This is a genomic window from Mesorhizobium sp. M2D.F.Ca.ET.226.01.1.1 (assembly GCF_004022705.2).
Lineage (GTDB): Bacteria > Pseudomonadota > Alphaproteobacteria > Rhizobiales > Rhizobiaceae > Mesorhizobium.
On sequence record NZ_RZOY02000009.1, the window covers coordinates 130611 to 145669 of the forward strand.

At 63.9% G+C, this 15059-nt stretch carries 12 protein-coding genes; 9 read left to right on the top strand and 3 right to left on the bottom strand.

The annotated features are described in order from the left end of the window. Nucleotides 1–2: 2 nt before the first annotated feature. Nucleotides 3–731 carry a 3-deoxy-manno-octulosonate cytidylyltransferase gene (locus tag EN869_RS21280; RefSeq protein ID WP_127227674.1) on the bottom strand — a complete coding sequence of 243 codons (729 nt, stop codon included), beginning with the start codon at nt 729–731 and terminating at the stop codon, nt 3–5. 193 nt (nt 732–924) lie between these two features. Between EN869_RS21280 and EN869_RS21285 the strand changes: the two genes are divergently transcribed. From EN869_RS21285 to EN869_RS21315, 7 genes are all read left to right on the top strand, one after another. Continuing rightward, the gene (locus tag EN869_RS21285) at nt 925–1566 is read left to right on the top strand and encodes a cytochrome c family protein (RefSeq protein ID WP_127227675.1); all 642 of its coding nucleotides are present in this window, start codon (nt 925–927) and stop codon (nt 1564–1566) included. Nucleotides 1567–1722: 156 nt separating this feature from the next. Beyond that, nucleotides 1723–3603: an extracellular solute-binding protein gene (locus EN869_RS21290; protein WP_127227676.1), complete on the top strand. Its 1881-nt coding sequence runs from the start codon at nt 1723–1725 to the stop codon at nt 3601–3603. Further along, nucleotides 3603–5480: an extracellular solute-binding protein gene (locus tag EN869_RS21295; RefSeq protein WP_127227677.1), complete on the top strand. Its 1878-nt coding sequence runs from the start codon at nt 3603–3605 to the stop codon at nt 5478–5480. Before EN869_RS21290 ends, EN869_RS21295 begins: the two co-directional genes overlap by 1 nt. A 30-nt stretch (nt 5481–5510) precedes the next feature. Beyond that, nucleotides 5511–6605 (top strand): microcin C ABC transporter permease YejB, encoded by a 1095-nt coding sequence (locus EN869_RS21300; RefSeq protein ID WP_127227678.1) that lies wholly within the window; start codon nt 5511–5513, stop codon nt 6603–6605. Then, nucleotides 6605–7744: an ABC transporter permease gene (locus EN869_RS21305; RefSeq protein ID WP_127227679.1), complete on the top strand. Its 1140-nt coding sequence runs from the start codon at nt 6605–6607 to the stop codon at nt 7742–7744. The genes EN869_RS21300 and EN869_RS21305 overlap by 1 nt, the downstream gene beginning before the upstream one ends. Then, nucleotides 7741–9369: an ABC transporter ATP-binding protein gene (locus EN869_RS21310; protein WP_127227680.1), complete on the top strand. Its 1629-nt coding sequence runs from the start codon at nt 7741–7743 to the stop codon at nt 9367–9369. The genes EN869_RS21305 and EN869_RS21310 overlap by 4 nt, the downstream gene beginning before the upstream one ends. Nucleotides 9370–9462: 93 nt before the next feature. Beyond that, a complete protein-coding gene (locus EN869_RS21315; protein ID WP_127227681.1) occupies nt 9463–10404 on the top strand; it encodes a glyoxylate/hydroxypyruvate reductase A in 942 nt (313 codons plus the stop codon). Nucleotides 10405–10562: 158 nt separating this feature from the next. Here the strand turns inward: EN869_RS21315 and EN869_RS21325 are convergent, their stop codons facing one another. After that, a complete protein-coding gene (locus EN869_RS21325) occupies nt 10563–10937 on the bottom strand; it encodes a hypothetical protein (protein WP_127227682.1) in 375 nt (124 codons plus the stop codon). A 74-nt stretch (nt 10938–11011) separates the two neighbouring features. Continuing rightward, the gene (locus tag EN869_RS21330; protein ID WP_127227683.1) at nt 11012–11959 is read right to left on the bottom strand and encodes a methyltransferase domain-containing protein; all 948 of its coding nucleotides are present in this window, start codon (nt 11957–11959) and stop codon (nt 11012–11014) included. Nucleotides 11960–12066: 107 nt separating this feature from the next. Here EN869_RS21330 and EN869_RS21335 point away from each other — a divergent pair, with 107 nt between their 5' ends. Beyond that, nucleotides 12067–13077, top strand: coding sequence for a ligase-associated DNA damage response exonuclease (locus tag EN869_RS21335; protein WP_127227845.1), 1011 nt, complete (start codon nt 12067–12069; stop codon nt 13075–13077). Between the two features lie 235 nt (nt 13078–13312). Beyond that, complete coding sequence (locus EN869_RS21340) at nt 13313–14914, top strand: cisplatin damage response ATP-dependent DNA ligase (RefSeq protein ID WP_127227684.1); 1602 nt, start codon at nt 13313–13315, stop codon at nt 14912–14914. Nucleotides 14915–15059: the final 145 nt, after the last annotated feature.

Genomic DNA, 15059 nt, shown 5'->3' on the forward strand with positions numbered 1-15059 from the left:
TCTCAGCTTGAAAGGATTTGCCGGGCGCGCTCGAGGTCGTGCGGAGTGTCGACGCCAAGCGGCAGCGACTGGACGATCTCGACATCTATTCTCATGCCGGCTTCCAGCGCGCGCAGCTGCTCGAGCCGCTCGCGGCGCTCCAGCGGCGACGGCTTCAGCGCCACGAAGCGTTCAAGCGCCGCACGGCGGTAGGCGTAGAGGCCAATGTGGTGGTAGAGCGGCCCCTCGCCCCAGGGCGCGGTGGCACGGGTGAAATAGAGCGCCCTCAGCCGCGTCGACGACAGCGGCGAGCCGACGATCTTGACGACGTTCGGATTGGTCTTCTCCTCGTCGCGAACGATCTCGACGCCAAGCGTGGCGATGTCGACCGAGGCGTCCGCGAAAGGCCGCAGCGACGCGCCGATGATCTCGGGATCGATGGTCGGCAGGTCGCCCTGCACATTGACGATCGTTTCCACCTGTTTTTCGGGGTCGAGAGCCGTCAGCGCCTCGAAGATGCGGTCCGAGCCGGATTCATGATCCATGCGGGTCATCACCGCCTCGAAACCGTGAGCTCGCACGGCCTCAGCGACGGCTTGCGTGTCGGTCGCCACCACCACGCGGCCAAGCCCGGCCTCGGCGGCGCGGCGGGCAACATGGACGATCATCGGCGCGCCCGCGATGTCGGCCAGCGGCTTGCCCGGCAGGCGCGTCGAGGCCATGCGGGCGGGGATCAGGATCAAGGTCGACATGGGATCTTGGAGCAGTCGAAAAACACGGATGGAAAAGTGGCAAAAGGTCTCACTGGAAGCGCCCTTATAGGTGTTGCAACGCCAGAGCAAAAGACCTAGTTTCCGCCCGATTTGACTGGCCTTTAGGGGCAGTTCGCGATACCGACGGACGGAGTGGACGGGACGGTCCGCCGGGAAAGGGAGCAAGGGGCGTATGGATTCCAACGAAGTCAACAAGCTGCTCGGCGGATTTCTGGGAACCTGCTTCGTCGTCTTTTCGATAGGCCTCGTCTCCGACGGTCTGTTTGCCTCGCCCGCCCCCGAAAAGCCCGGCTTCGCCATCGAGGCGCAGGAACCGACCGAAGGCGGTGCCGCCGCGCCCGCCGCCGCCGAAAAGCCGATCGCCGACCTGCTCGCCACTGCCAGCGCAGATGCGGGCGCGGCCATTTTCAAGAAGTGTCAGGCCTGCCATTCCGGCGAGAAGGGCGGCCCGAACAAAGTCGGTCCGGACCTCTGGGACATCGTCGACCGTCCCGTCGCCGCGCATGAGGGCTTCGCTTACTCGGCCGGCATCAAGGATTTCTCCAAGGGCGGCCAGGAGCATTGGACCTACGAGAACCTGAACCACTTCATCACCTCGCCGAAGAAGTTCGTGAAGGGCACGGCAATGGGCTTTGCCGGCCTGCCGAAGGAGGAAGACCGCGCCAACGTGATCGCCTATCTGCGCACGCTGTCGGACAATCCGAAGCCGCTGCCGCAGCCGGGCGCCGCCGCTGATGCCTCGGCGAAGCCGGCCGAAGCCGCCAAGCCGGCCGAAGGCGCAGCCCCGGCCAAGCCGGCCGCGCCCGCTCAATAAACAATTTGTAATCGAGATATCCTCAGAAAAGCCGGGTTCGTCCCGGCTTTTCTGTTAGGAAACCTGCATGGACCGTTACAAAGCCGGCCCTTGCGGTTTCCACCGGCGTCAAATGATCTAGATTGCGGTGGGTAAATTCCGCGACGAGGAGAACGCATGAAGGTTGGCCGCTTCCGCACGCTTTTCGCATCGGCGTTGGCGCTCGCCTTCGCCTCCAGCCTGCAGGCCAGCTTCGCCGATGAATGGCACACGACGTCCTCGCTGATCGGCCCATCCAAATACGGCGACAACTTCCAGCGCTACGACTACGTCAATCCGGACGCGCCCAAGGGCGGCACCTACAACTCCGTGGTCACCGGCACGTTCGACAGCTTCAATCCCTACATCGTGCAGGGAGCGCCCGCCGCCGGTTTTGCTGAGTTCGGCGGCGGACTGCTCTACGATACGTTGATGGATCAGGCGACCGACGAAGGCAGCGTCAGCCATCCGCTGGTCGCGGAGGCGTACAAATACCCGTCGGATTACTCATCCGCGACCTACCGGCTCAACCCCCAAGCAAAATGGCATGATGGCCAGCCGATCACCCCCGAAGACGTGATCTGGTCCTTTCAGGTGCTGAAGGCCAACAGCCCGATGTACAATCGCTATTTCGAGAACGTGACCGAGGCGGTCGCCGTCTCGGATCAGGAGGTCGAATTCCACTTCAACCAGAAGGGCAATCGCGAGTTGCCAAAGATCCTCGGCGACCTCGTCGTGCTGCCGAAGCACTGGTGGGAAGGCACCGACGCGAGCGGCAAGAAGCGCGACATCACCAGGCCGACGCTCGAGCCGCCGCTGGGCTCGGCGGCCTACAAGATTGCCAGCTTCAAGCCGGGCTCGGAAATCGTCTGGCAGCGCGTGCCGGACTATTGGGGCGCCAAGCTGCCGGTGAAGATCGGCCGCGAGAATTTCGACACCCAGCGCTTCACCTACATCCTGGACGACAACGCCGCTTGGCAGGCCTTCACCAAGGGCGGGCTTCAGGATATCAAGCCGGAGAACAGCTCGAGACGTTGGGCGACATTCTACAATTTCCCGGCGATCAAGGCCGGCGACGTGATCAAGAAGGAGTTCAAGACCACCTCGCCCGAGCCAATGCAGGCCTTCATGCTCAACCAGCGGCGGCCGCTGTTCCAGGATCGGCTGGTGCGTGAGGCACTGACCTATCCGTTCGACTTCGAGACGATGAACCGCACATTGTTCTACGGTTACAATACCCGCACCACCAGTTACTTCCAGGGCACGGAACTGGCGTCGAGCGGATTGCCGCACGGCAAGGAACTCGAAATCCTGGAGAAGTACCGCGACAAGCTGCCGCCGGAGCTATTCACCCAGGAATTCAGGCTGCCGGTCTATGATTCACCCCAGGCCGAACGCAAGTATCTGAAGCAGGCTGTCGCCCTCTTTGCCCAGGCCGGCTGGGTGATCAAGGGCGGCAAGATGGTGAACGCCAAAACCGGCGCGCCATTCAAGTTCGAAATCCTCGGCGCGGCCGACACGGATCAGGTGATCTCCAGCCCCTGGATCGCCAATCTGCGCAAGATCGGTGTCGACGCGACGCTGCGGATCATCGATCCGACCCAATACATCAACCGGCGCAACAATTTCGACTACGACGTCATCATCGGCCAGCTTGGCCAATCAGAATCGCCCGGCAACGAGCAGCGCGATTTCTGGAGCTCGAAGGCTGCCGACACGCCGGGATCGCGCAACTATTCCGGCATCAAAAACCCGGTGGTCGACGCTCTAGTGGACCGTATCATCTTCGCCACCGACCGCGACGAGCTCGTCGCCACCACCCAAGCGCTCGACCGCGTGCTTTTGTGGAACTACTACGTCGTTCCGCAATATTATCGGGCGGTGGTGTGGCTTGCCTATTGGAACAAGTTCGACATGCCTGAGAAGCAGCCCGCCTACCGGGGCGCCGATATCGATTCCTGGTGGATCGACCCCGAGAAGGAAAAGGCGTTGGCATCTAAATACAAGAGCGTCAATTGATGCGGCGGCAATCGACGCTTCCCCGCCGCGACGTCCTGGCGCTCGGCATCGCGGCGACGGCAGCCGCGCTGCTGCCCGGCCGCGCCTTCGCCGACACCCCAACCGGCGTCAAGCTGCACGGCCTGTCAGCCTTCGGCGACCTCAAATACAAGCCCGATTTCACGCATTTCGACTACGTGAATGTCGATGCGCCGCAGGGCGGCACCTTCAATTTCTCGCCACCCAATTGGGGCCAAAACCAGAGCCCGCAGACCTTCAACACGCTGAATTCGTTCGTCCCCAAGGGCGATTCCCCGCAACGCATGGAAATGTGTTTCGATTCCTTGATGGTGCGGGCGCTCGACGAGCCGGACGCGGTCTATGGGCTGATTGCCGACGGCGTCACGATCTCCGACGACCGCAACGGCTTCACCTTCTCGCTACGTCCGCAGGCACGTTTCCACGACGGCACGCCGCTCACCGCCGACGACGTCGCCTTTACCTACAAGCTGCTCAAGGACAAAGGGCATCCGGACTACGCGCTGTCGCTGACGCATCTGGATGACGTGGTGGCGAAGGATACCCATACGGTCGAGCTCAAATTCTCCGGCAAGCAGTCGGCCCGCACCATCCTCAACGTGGTCGTTTTTCCGATCCTTTCGAAGGCCTTCTTCACCGCCAATCCCTTCGACTCCTCCCAGCTCAATCCGCCGCTGGGGTCAAGCGCCTACAAGGTCGGGCGCTGGTCGGCAGGCGCCTGGATCGAATATGAGCGCGTGGCCGACTACTGGGGCAACGACCTGCCGGTCAACCGCGGCCAGAACAATTTCGGGCGCATCCGCATCGAATTCTACCAGGATCGTACGGCCGGGTTCGAGGCCTTCAAGAAGGGCGAGATCCTCTACCGCGAGGAATTTACCTCGCGCGTCTGGGCGACGGCCTACGACTTTCCGGCCTTCACCGCCGGCAAGGTGATCAAGCATGAGTTCCCGGCCGAGACCACGCCTTCCATGCAGGCTACGGCGGTCAACCAGCGGCGAGAGCAATTCAAGGACCCGCGCGTGCGGCAGGCGATCGCGCTCTGCTTCGATTTCGAATGGACGCGGCGCAACTTTTTCTATGGCTCCTATGAGCGCTCGCAATCCTGCTTCGAAAGATCCGACTTCCGGGCCGCTGGCATGCCAACGCCGCAGGAGCTGGCGCTGCTTGAGCCGCTGCGCGACCAGTTGCCGCCGGAGACCCTCGGCGAGGCGGTGACGCAACCGCCATCGGACGGGTCCGGACGAGACCGCAAGCAACTGAGCGCGGCGCTGAAGCTACTCGCCGAGGCCGGTTGGAAGCGCTCCGGCGATTTCGTGCTCAATGACAAGGGCGGGCGGCTGGCCGCCGAATTCCTGGTCGACGACGAGACATTCGTCCAGGTCTATTCGCCCTGGGTCGCCAACATGAAAGCCATTGGCATCGATGCCTCGATCCGCCTGGTGGATTCAGCCCAGTACCAGCTCAGGCAATCGACATTCGATTTCGACCTGCTCTCGGCCGCCTTCAATTTCAGCGCGACGCCGACCCGCGACGATCTGGAAATCTTCTTCCACTCGCGGAGCGCCTCGGTATCGGGCTCGCGCAATCTGCCGGGCGTTGCAAGCCCGGCGATCGATGCGTTGATCGATGCCGTCGGCGCCGCCAAGGATCGTGAAAGCCTGACCACCGCCATGCGCGCGTTGGACCGGGCCTTGCGCGCGCGGCGCGATTGGATTCCAAGTTGGTATCTGGCGAATCACCGAAGCGCCTATTGGGACATGTTCGGCTTTCCCGAACGGAAACCCGATTTCGGCTTTCCGGTCGAGGCGCTGTGGTGGGTCGACAAGGGCAAGGCGGCAAAGATTGGCAAAGCCTGACATGATTGTTCGCGCGGGACCCGTCGCCTGATGGGCGCCTATATCCTGCGCCGCATTCTTCTCATGATCCCGACGCTGTTCGGCATCATGGCGGTTTCCTTCGCGGTCATCCAGTTCGCGCCGGGCGGCCCGGTCGAGCAGGTGATAGCCCGTCTGACCAATCAGGGGGGTAACGACCGCCTCGGCGGCGGTGGTGGCGATGCCGGTGCCACCAATTTCGACGTCGCCGGCGATGTCAGCTCGAAATATCGCGGCGCACAGGGGCTCGACCCCGAATTCATCAAGAAGCTGGAAAAGCAGTTCGGCTTCGACAAGCCGCCGCTCGAGCGCTTCGGCATGATGCTGTGGAACTATATCCGCTTCGATTTCGGCGACAGCTATTTCCGCGATATCTCGGTGCTGAACCTGATCCTGGAGAAGATGCCCGTCTCCATCTCCATTGGCCTGTGGATTACGCTATTGTCCTATCTGATCTCGATCCCGCTCGGCATCCGCAAGGCGGTGAAGGACGGCTCGACCTTCGATGTGTGGACCAGCGGCGTCGTCATCGTCGGCTATGCCATTCCCGGCTTCCTGTTCGGCATCCTCTTGATGGTGCTGTTCGCCGGCGGCTCGTTCTGGGACTGGTTCCCGCTGCGCGGCATCGTGTCCGACAATTGGGACCAGCTGTCCTGGCCCGCCAAGATTGCCGACTATTTCTGGCACATGACGCTGCCGCTGACGGCGCTGGTGCTGTCGGCCTTCGCCACGACCACCCTGCTCACCAAGAACTCCTTCCTCGAGGAGATCCGCAAGCAATATGTCGTGACAGCGCGCGCCAAGGGCCTGTCGGAGCGCAAGGTGCTCTACGGCCACGTCTTCCGAAACGCCATGCTGATCGTCATCGCCGGCTTTCCCGGCGCCTTCATCTCGGCCTTCTTCACGGGCTCGCTGCTGATCGAGAACATCTTCTCGCTCGACGGCCTCGGCCTGCTCGGCTTCAAGTCGGTGATCGACCGCGACTATCCGGTGGTTTTCGCCACCCTCTACATCTTCTCGCTGCTCGGCCTGTTCGTCGGCCTTCTGTCCGACCTGATCTACACTTGGGTCGATCCGCGCATCGACTTCGAGCGGAGAGACATCTGATGGCCGAGGCTGCGTTCGAAAGCGTGCCGGCGCGGCCTCGGAGGCCATTTCTGTCCCCGCTCAACCAGAGGCGATTGCAGAACTTCAAGGCCAACCGGCGGGGCTACTGGTCGCTCTGGATCTTCCTGTTCCTGTTCGTGCTGTCGCTGTTTTCCGAGCTGATCGCCAACGACAAGCCGATCATCGCCTCATACAAGGGCGAGATCCTGTTTCCGGTCCTGGTGGCCTATCCCGAGGAGAAGTTCGGCGGTTTCTATGCCGTCACCGACTATCGCGATCCGGTGATCCAGGACGAGATCAATTCCAATGGCTGGATGATCTGGCCGCCGGTCCGTTACTCCTACCAGACGGTCAACAACGCCATTCCGGAACCGGCACCGGCGAAGCCATCCTGGCTTTACGACAAGAAGACGCGCTGCAGCCAGTATCCGCAAGGCGAGGCCGACGCCAATTGCGTAGTCGGCAACTGGAACTGGCTGGGCACCGACGACCAGGCTCGCGATGTGCTGGCGCGCGTGCTCTACGGCTTCCGCATCTCGGTTCTGTTCGGCCTGATCCTGACGCTCGGCTCGTCGCTGATCGGCGTCGCCGCCGGCGCGGTGCAAGGCTATTTCGGCGGCTGGACCGACCTTCTCTTCCAGCGTTTCATCGAGATCTGGTCGGCGATCCCGGTGCTCTACCTCCTGCTTATCGTCTCGGCCATCCTGCCGCCCGGCTTCTTCATCCTGCTCGGCTTGATGCTGCTGTTCTCCTGGGTGGCGCTGGTCGGCGTGGTGCGGGCCGAATTCCTGCGCGCGCGCAACTTCGAATATGTCAACGCGGCGCGGGCGCTCGGCGTGCCAAACCTCACCATCATGTTCCGGCACCTGTTGCCTAACGCCATGGTGGCGACGCTGACCTTCCTACCCTTCCTGCTCTCGGGCTCTATCTCGACGCTGACCTCGCTCGATTATCTCGGCTTCGGCCTGCCGCCGGGCTCGGCCTCGCTCGGCGAGCTGCTGAAACAGGCGCAGCGCAACCTCAACGCCCCCTGGCTCGGCATTTCCGGCTTCATCGTCATCTCGGTGATGCTGTCCCTGCTGGTCTTCATCGGCGAGGCGACACGCGACGCCTTCGATCCGCGCAAGACGTTCAAATGAGCCAAGCCCTGCTTTCCGTCCAAGATCTGAGCGTCGCCTTTGCGCAGGGCGGCAAGCAGTCGATCGCCGTCGACCACATCTCGTTCGACATCGCCAAGGGCGAGACGGTTGCCCTGGTCGGCGAATCCGGCTCCGGCAAATCGGTATCGGCGCTGTCGGTGCTGAAGCTTCTGCCCTATCCCGCCGCCAGCCATCCCTCAGGCAAAATCCTGTTCGGCGGCGCCGACCTGCTTGCCATGAACGAGAAGGCGTTGCGCGGGGTGCGCGGCAACAAGATCACCATGATCTTCCAGGAGCCGATGACCTCGCTCAATCCGCTGCACACGATCGAGCAGCAGATCGTCGAGGTGCTGCAGCTGCATCAAGGCATGCGCGACGCGCCGGCCCGCGCGCGTACGCTGGAGCTGCTCAACGAGGTCGGCATCCGCGATCCGCAAAAGCGCCTGGACGCCTATCCGCACCAGCTCTCCGGCGGCCAGCGCCAGCGCGTCATGATCGCCATGGCCCTGGCCAACGAACCGGAACTTCTGATCGCCGACGAGCCGACGACGGCGCTCGACGTCACCGTGCAGGCGCAGATCCTCGAGCTGCTCGCCAAGCTGAAAAGCCGCAAGGGCATGTCGCTTTTGTTCATCACGCACGATCTCGGCATCGTGCGCCGGATCGCCGACCGCGTTTGCGTGATGACCAAGGGCAAGATCGTTGAGAGCGGCCCGACCAGGGAGATCTTCGCCAACCCGCAGCATGCCTACACCAAGCATCTGCTTGCGGCCGAGCCGAAAGGCAAGCCGCCGGCTGCCGACCCCGGCGCCAAACCCGTCATGACGGGCAAGGACATCAAGGTCTGGTTCCCGATCAAGAAGGGTTTCTTCCGCACGACGGTCGACCATGTGAAGGCGGTCGACGGTATCGACGTCACCGTGCGGGCCGGCCAGACGCTCGGCGTGGTCGGCGAATCCGGCTCGGGCAAGACGACGCTCGGGCTGGCGCTTGCCCGGATGATCTCCTCCAGCGGGACGATCAATTTCAACGGCCGCGACATCAACCAGCTTTCCTTCAGCGCCATGCGGCCGCTGCGGCGCGAATTGCAGATCGTCTTCCAGGATCCGTTCGGGTCGCTCAGCCCGCGCCTGTCGGTCTCGGAGATCATCGAGGAAGGGCTGAAAATCCATGAGCCGAAACTCTCGCCCGATGAGCGCGACGACAAGGTTGTCGCCGTGCTGAAAGAGGTCGGCCTCGATCCCGAAACGCGCCACCGCTATCCGCACGAGTTTTCCGGCGGCCAGCGCCAGCGCGTCGCCATCGCTCGCGCCATGGTGCTCAATCCGCGCTTCGTCATGCTCGACGAGCCGACCTCGGCGCTCGACATGAGCGTGCAGGCGCAGGTGGTCGACCTTTTGCGCAACCTGCAGGCCAAGCACAATCTCGCCTATCTCTTCATCAGCCACGACCTCAAGGTCGTGCGCGCGCTTGCCAATGACGTCATCGTCATGCGCAATGGCCGGATCATGGAAGCCGGACCGTCCGAACAGATTTTCAGCAGCCCGCAAACGGACTATACGCGGGCGCTGATGGCGGCGGCCTTCAAGATCGAGACGGCGCCGACCGGCGTGGTCAGCGAGTAGCTATCTATTTCACGCAATTCCGGACGGAAAAGCGCTACACACTTTTCCTGGAATTGCTTCAGGGCCAGCCAAACAGGGAAGAGAAATCCGCGAATGGAAAAAGGCAAAATCCTGCTTGCCCTCACCGGCATCCACCCGCAGCGCTGGCGCGAGTTGCTCTCGGCCGAGCGGGAGGTCGTGCTGGAGCCCAACGGCGCCAACGATCCGACGATCACCTATGCGGTGGTGTGGAAGCAGAAGCCCAATCTTCTCAAGTCGCTACCCAATTTGCGCGTCATCTTTTCGATCGGCGCCGGCGTCGACCACATCTTTGCAGATCCCGGCCTGCCCGATGTGCCGATCGTCAAGATCGTCGCCGACAATCTCACCCAGCACATGGTCGAATATGTCGTCTGGCGGGTGCTCGACCATCACCGCCAGGCGATGCTCTACCGCGCCCAGCAGCAAAAGAAGATATGGCACGAACCGCCGCAACGGGTGGCCGGCGACATTTCCGTCGGCATCATGGGGCTTGGCAGCCTTGGCCGCGCCGCGGCTTCGGCGCTGCTGTCGCTCGGCTTTGCCGTCAACGGCTGGTCGCGCGGCGAGCGGCCGATGCAGGGCGTTTCGACCTATTCCGGCGAGGCTGGGCTGATCCCCTTCCTCAACGCCACGGACATCCTGGTCGTGCTTTTGCCGCTGACGCCGCAAACCCAGGGCATCGTCAATTACGGGCTGCTCAAGGAACTGCGCAAGCGTAACGGCCTTGGCGGCTCGGTGCTGATCAATGCCGGACGCGGTCGTCTGCAGAAGGATGCCGACATATTGCGCGCGCTGGACGACGGCACGCTGAAGGAGGCGAGCCTCGACGTGTTCGAGGTCGAACCGCTGCCGAAAACCAGCCCGCTGTGGAGCCATCCGAAAGTGTTCATCACGCCGCATGCGGCGGCGACGTCGGATCCCGCCCATCTGGTGCCGATCATGCTGCGCCAGATGGCGGCCTTCGAGCGCGGCGAGAAGCTCGAAAACCTGGTCGACCGCGAGGCCGGATATTAATTCGGGGGCAGACCCCAGGCGTGAAAGCATCGCTTGATTGCGATCGCGTTGGCAAGGGTAGACTTGCCGCTGTTGAATAGTCCCAGGATACAGACGCGGCCGCCGAGGTCCGTGAGGTTCATCGGATTATAGCGATCCAGGCGAGCGGCAGCGAATTCTCAGGACGGTTTCGAACCAGGCAACCCGAAACTCTCCTTCTTCTTAGGCTTGCCGCAATCGCGGCGCTCGATCGACCGGTTCATGGCGTCGATCTCGCCGCTCGCCTTGTTGCTGGCGCGTTGCGCCTTGGAGCGCATGTCCGGCGTGAACGGGCCGAAGCCCATCGCCGGATTGGAGAAGCTCGGCTTGGCCGTGATCGGCAGATTGTTCTGCTGCGCCAGTTGGTTGCGCTGTGCCAGCAATTGATCGCAAGGCACATCGTCATATTTCAATGAGGATTGAACGTCCTCGTCCTGGCGCTCGGCCATCGACGTGCCGCCGACGCAGCCGGCGACCGTCAGGCAGGACGCCAACACGACCATGGTCCAGCGCATGGATTTCTCCTCGTGATGTCTGCCCCGCGCCACCCCGACCATGCCATTCAGGCTTTTTCGCAGCAAGCACGGGCTCATGCGGGTGCCTGAGTGCTCAACCCGGCAGATGCGGTGGTGGGGAAGCCGGCCACGATGGCCAGGCCCTCGACGGGATCACGCCGGTCGTGCCGGATAACCGTGCGGTCCAGCGACAGAACCGCAAGCCTGTTGGCGGCAAGCACGCGCCAAGCATAGGTCTCGGAGTGCGCATAACGCCGTGACGGCTGCAGAGCGAAATCACCGCCGCCGGCAAGCCTCTCGACCGAAAATGCGAACAGCCCGTCCTCGGCTAGCATGCCGGCCACCGCGCCGACGATGCGTTCGAGCGCGCCGATATAGATGAACACGTCTGCCGCGACCACGATGTCGGCCCGCTCGCCGGCGCGAGTGAAATTCTGAAGATCGGCCTTGGCCAGCAGGTCGTAGATGCCTTTGGCTTTTGCCTTCCTCAGCATGCCGGCCGAGATATCGTAACCCTCCAGCCGGTCGGCGAGCGGGCGCAGCCTCTCGCCCATCAGGCCGGTGCCGCAACCGAGGTCGAGGGCCAGCCGGAACCGGCCGTGCCGTGCCTTGCGGATGGCCTGGCTCAGAAAATCTGGCAGTCCGTAGCCGAGCTTCCCGACAAGCGATTCCTCGAAACTGTCGGCGTAGTGATCGAACAAGGTCTCGACGAAGGCGCTTGGCGGTGCCGCGGCAGCCGGCGCTCTGCCGATCAGCTGAAGCTTCAACGCGGCGCCGAGGCGGTCCGCGGGCTCGAGCTCCAGCGCCATGGCCCAGGCTCGCGCGGCCAGGTCGGGCAGCCCGGCCGCCTCCTGCATTTCGCCGAGGCGAAACCAGCCGGCGGCCCATTGCGGCGCCAGCTCCAGCGCGCCGAGCAGAAGCTCCGCCGCCTGCGCGGGCTCGCCCGAGGCAAGCAGCATTTCGGCGAAATCGGCGCGACGGTCGGCGTTCAGATCACCCGACGAGGCCTGGAGCGGTTTCATCTGCAAAGAATCCCACCGGCGAGCCGGGCCGGCGGGCGGGTTTAGGATGAGTCAGCAGTCTCTTGCAACAGGCTTCCCGCGGCAAATTTAGCCACTATCTTGAGGCGATGCGCGCCAGCGACCTGTTCAAATCCCGGCCGGAAGGGCTTTATTGCCCGCCAGGCGATTTTTTCATCGACCCGGTGCGCCCGGTCGAGCGGGCGCTGATCACGCACGGCCATTCCGACCATGCGCGCTCCGGCCACCGCTCGGTGCTCGCCACACAGGAAACGCTCGACATCATGGGGCTGCGCTATGGCGAGGATTTCGCCGGAACGACGCAGGCCGCGACGCTTGGCGAAACGACCGACATCAACGGCGTCGCCGTCACCTTCCATCCGGCCGGGCATGTGCTGGGCTCGGCGCAGATCTGCGTCGAGCATAGGGGCATCCGCATCGTCGCCTCCGGCGACTACAAGCGCCAGAAGGACGCCACCTGCCTGCCGTTCGAGCCGATCCCCTGCGATGTCTTCATCACCGAAGCGACCTTCGGCCTGCCGGTGTTCCGGCATCCGCCGGACCATGAGGAGATTGCGCGCGTGCTCAAATCGGCGGCGCAGTTTCCTGAACGCTCGCATTTGATCGGCGCCTATGCGCTGGGCAAGGCGCAGCGAGTGATGCGGCTGCTGCGCGACGCGGGCTATGACAGGCCGATCTATATCCACGGCGCGCTGGCGAAGCTCAGCGAATATTACCAGAGCCAGGGCATCGATCTCGGCAGGCTGGAGCCGGGGACGGTGGAGAGCGGCGCCAAGGCCGATTTCGCCGGCGCGATCGTGGTCGGGCCGCCATCGGCCTTCGCCGACCGCTGGGCGCGGCGTTTTCCGGACCCGATCTCCTGCTTCGCCTCGGGATGGATGCGCATCCGCCAGCGCGCCAAGCAGGGCGGCGTCGAGCTGCCGCTGATCATTTCCGACCACGCCGACTGGGACGAGCTGATCATCACCATCAAGGAAACGGGTGCTGCGGAAATCTGGGTCACGCATGGCCGCGAGGAGGCGCTGGTGCGCTGGTGCGAGCTGGAGGGGATCGCGGCGCGGCCATTGCATCTGGTGGGGTATGAGGACGAGGGCGATTGATGCAGTCTTTTGATCCAGAAATCGCGAACGCAGCGATCCTTCACACCCCCCTCTGGCCTGCCGGCCATCTCCCCCGCAAGGGGGGAGATCAGATGTCGCGACGGCTTTCGCCAACCATCAACGTTGCAAGGTGCGCGGCAGGGCCGAAACTGCCAATCTCCCCCCTTGCGGGGGAGATGTCCGGCAGGACAGAGAGGGGGGCCTCGCGCCGGCTTTTGCCCTTGGCGTGGCGCGCATGAACCGCTTCGCCGAGCTACTCGACCGCCTCGTTCTGACGCCGTCGCGCAACGGTAAGCTGACACTGCTCAGAGACTATTTCCACAGCGTCGAGGACCCCGACCGCGGGCTGGCGCTGGCGGCGATCACGGGCGATCTCAACATCGCCGCGGTGAAGCCGGCGATGCTGCGCGCGCTGGTGGTCGAGCGCATGGACCCGGTGCTGTTCGGCTATTCCTACGACTATGTCGGCGACCTCGCCGAGACCGTGTCGCTGGTCTGGCCGCAGCCGCAAGGGCACATTCCCAACCAGGTGCCGACGCTGGCCGAGGTGGTCGGCAAATTGCAGGCGGCCAGCCGGTCCGACGGGCCGAAGGTGCTGGCACGCCTTCTCGACGACGCCAGCATTTCGGCGCGCTTCGCCATCATCAAGCTGGTGACGGGCGGCTTGCGCATCGGTGTTTCGGCGCGGCTCGCCAAGCAGGCGCTGGCCGACCTCGGCAAGGTCGACATCGCCGAGATCGAGGAGCTCTGGCACGGGCTGGCGCCGCCTTACACCGAGCTGTTCGCCTGGCTGGAAGGCCGGGCGGAAAAGCCGAGGAGCGCGGCGCTCGCGCTGTTCCGGCCGGTTATGCTCTCCAACGCCGTCGACGACGGCGACCTCGAAAAACTCGAACCGGCCGACTATGCGGCGGAATGGAAATGGGACGGCATCCGCGTGCAGGCGGTGTGCGAAGGCGGCGTGCGCCGGCTCTATTCGCGAACCGGCGACGACGTCTCCGGCGCCTTCCCGGACCTTGCCGCGGCGATGACTTTCGAAGCCGCGCTCGACGGCGAGCTTTTGGTCGGCGATCCGCGCGAGGCGACCGGGACCTTTTCCGACCTGCAGCAGCGGCTGAACCGCAAGAGCGTATCGCCGAAGATCCAGCAGCAATATCCGGCCTTCATGCGCTGCTACGACGCGCTGCAGATCAATGGCGAGGATTTGCGCGCGCTGCCCTTCGCCGAGCGCCGCAAGCATCTGGAAGCCTTCGTCAAGACACTCGATCCCGGCCGCTTCGACCTCTCGCCGCTGGTCGCGTTCACCGATTGGGAGACGCTGGAACGGCTGCGCCAGGCGCCGCCGCATCCGATCATCGAAGGGGTGATGCTGAAGCGCTGGGATTCGCCCTATCTCGCCGGCCGGCCGAAGGGCCCGTGGTTCAAGTGGAAGCGCGATCCGCATACCGTCGATGCGGTGCTGATGTATGCGCAGCGCGGCCACGGCAAGCGCTCGAGCTTCTACTCCGACTACACGTTCGGCGTCTGGGCCGGACCGGAGGGCGCTGAAGAGCTGGTGCCGGTCGGCAAGGCTTATTTCGGCTTCACCGACGAGGAGCTGAGAGAGATCGACAAGTACGTGCGCGACAACACGATCGAGCGGTTCGGGCCGGTGCGCTCGGTGCGCGCCGACCGCCGGAACGGGCTCGTGCTGGAGGTGGCATTCGAAGGCCTCAACCGCTCTACCCGGCATAAATCGGGCGTCGCGATGCGCTTTCCGCGCATCTCGCGGCTGCGCTGGGACAAGCCGGCGGCCGAGGCCGATCGCATCGAGACGCTGCAGGCACTGCTGGATCGGTAGTAGACCAGCATCGGCGCCGTCACCCCACCCGGCGCTTCGCGCCGACCTCCCCATCAAGGGGAGGTAGAAGGCCGCGCCAACCCCTACCTCCCCTCGATGGGGAGGTCGCGCCGAAGGCGCGGGCGGGGTGGAGCGCGAGCGTCCG

What these genes read in the sequence shown, in the direction of transcription:
- EN869_RS21330 (WP_127227683.1), bottom strand. Translation starts at nt 11,959, where the DNA reads ATGAAACCGCTCCAGGCCTCGTCGGGTGATCTGAACGCCGACCGTCGC.
- EN869_RS21305 (WP_127227679.1), top strand. Translation starts at nt 6,605, where the DNA reads ATGGCCGAGGCTGCGTTCGAAAGCGTGCCGGCGCGGCCTCGGAGGCCA.
- EN869_RS21290 (WP_127227676.1), top strand. Translation starts at nt 1,723, where the DNA reads ATGAAGGTTGGCCGCTTCCGCACGCTTTTCGCATCGGCGTTGGCGCTC.
- EN869_RS21340 (WP_127227684.1), top strand. Translation starts at nt 13,313, where the DNA reads ATGAACCGCTTCGCCGAGCTACTCGACCGCCTCGTTCTGACGCCGTCG.
- EN869_RS21335 (WP_127227845.1), top strand. Translation starts at nt 12,067, where the DNA reads ATGCGCGCCAGCGACCTGTTCAAATCCCGGCCGGAAGGGCTTTATTGC.
- EN869_RS21315 (WP_127227681.1), top strand. Translation starts at nt 9,463, where the DNA reads ATGGAAAAAGGCAAAATCCTGCTTGCCCTCACCGGCATCCACCCGCAG.
- EN869_RS21310 (WP_127227680.1), top strand. Translation starts at nt 7,741, where the DNA reads ATGAGCCAAGCCCTGCTTTCCGTCCAAGATCTGAGCGTCGCCTTTGCG.
- EN869_RS21280 (WP_127227674.1), bottom strand. Translation starts at nt 731, where the DNA reads ATGTCGACCTTGATCCTGATCCCCGCCCGCATGGCCTCGACGCGCCTG.
- EN869_RS21300 (WP_127227678.1), top strand. Translation starts at nt 5,511, where the DNA reads ATGGGCGCCTATATCCTGCGCCGCATTCTTCTCATGATCCCGACGCTG.
- EN869_RS21325 (WP_127227682.1), bottom strand. Translation starts at nt 10,937, where the DNA reads ATGCGCTGGACCATGGTCGTGTTGGCGTCCTGCCTGACGGTCGCCGGC.
- EN869_RS21295 (WP_127227677.1), top strand. Translation starts at nt 3,603, where the DNA reads ATGCGGCGGCAATCGACGCTTCCCCGCCGCGACGTCCTGGCGCTCGGC.
- EN869_RS21285 (WP_127227675.1), top strand. Translation starts at nt 925, where the DNA reads ATGGATTCCAACGAAGTCAACAAGCTGCTCGGCGGATTTCTGGGAACC.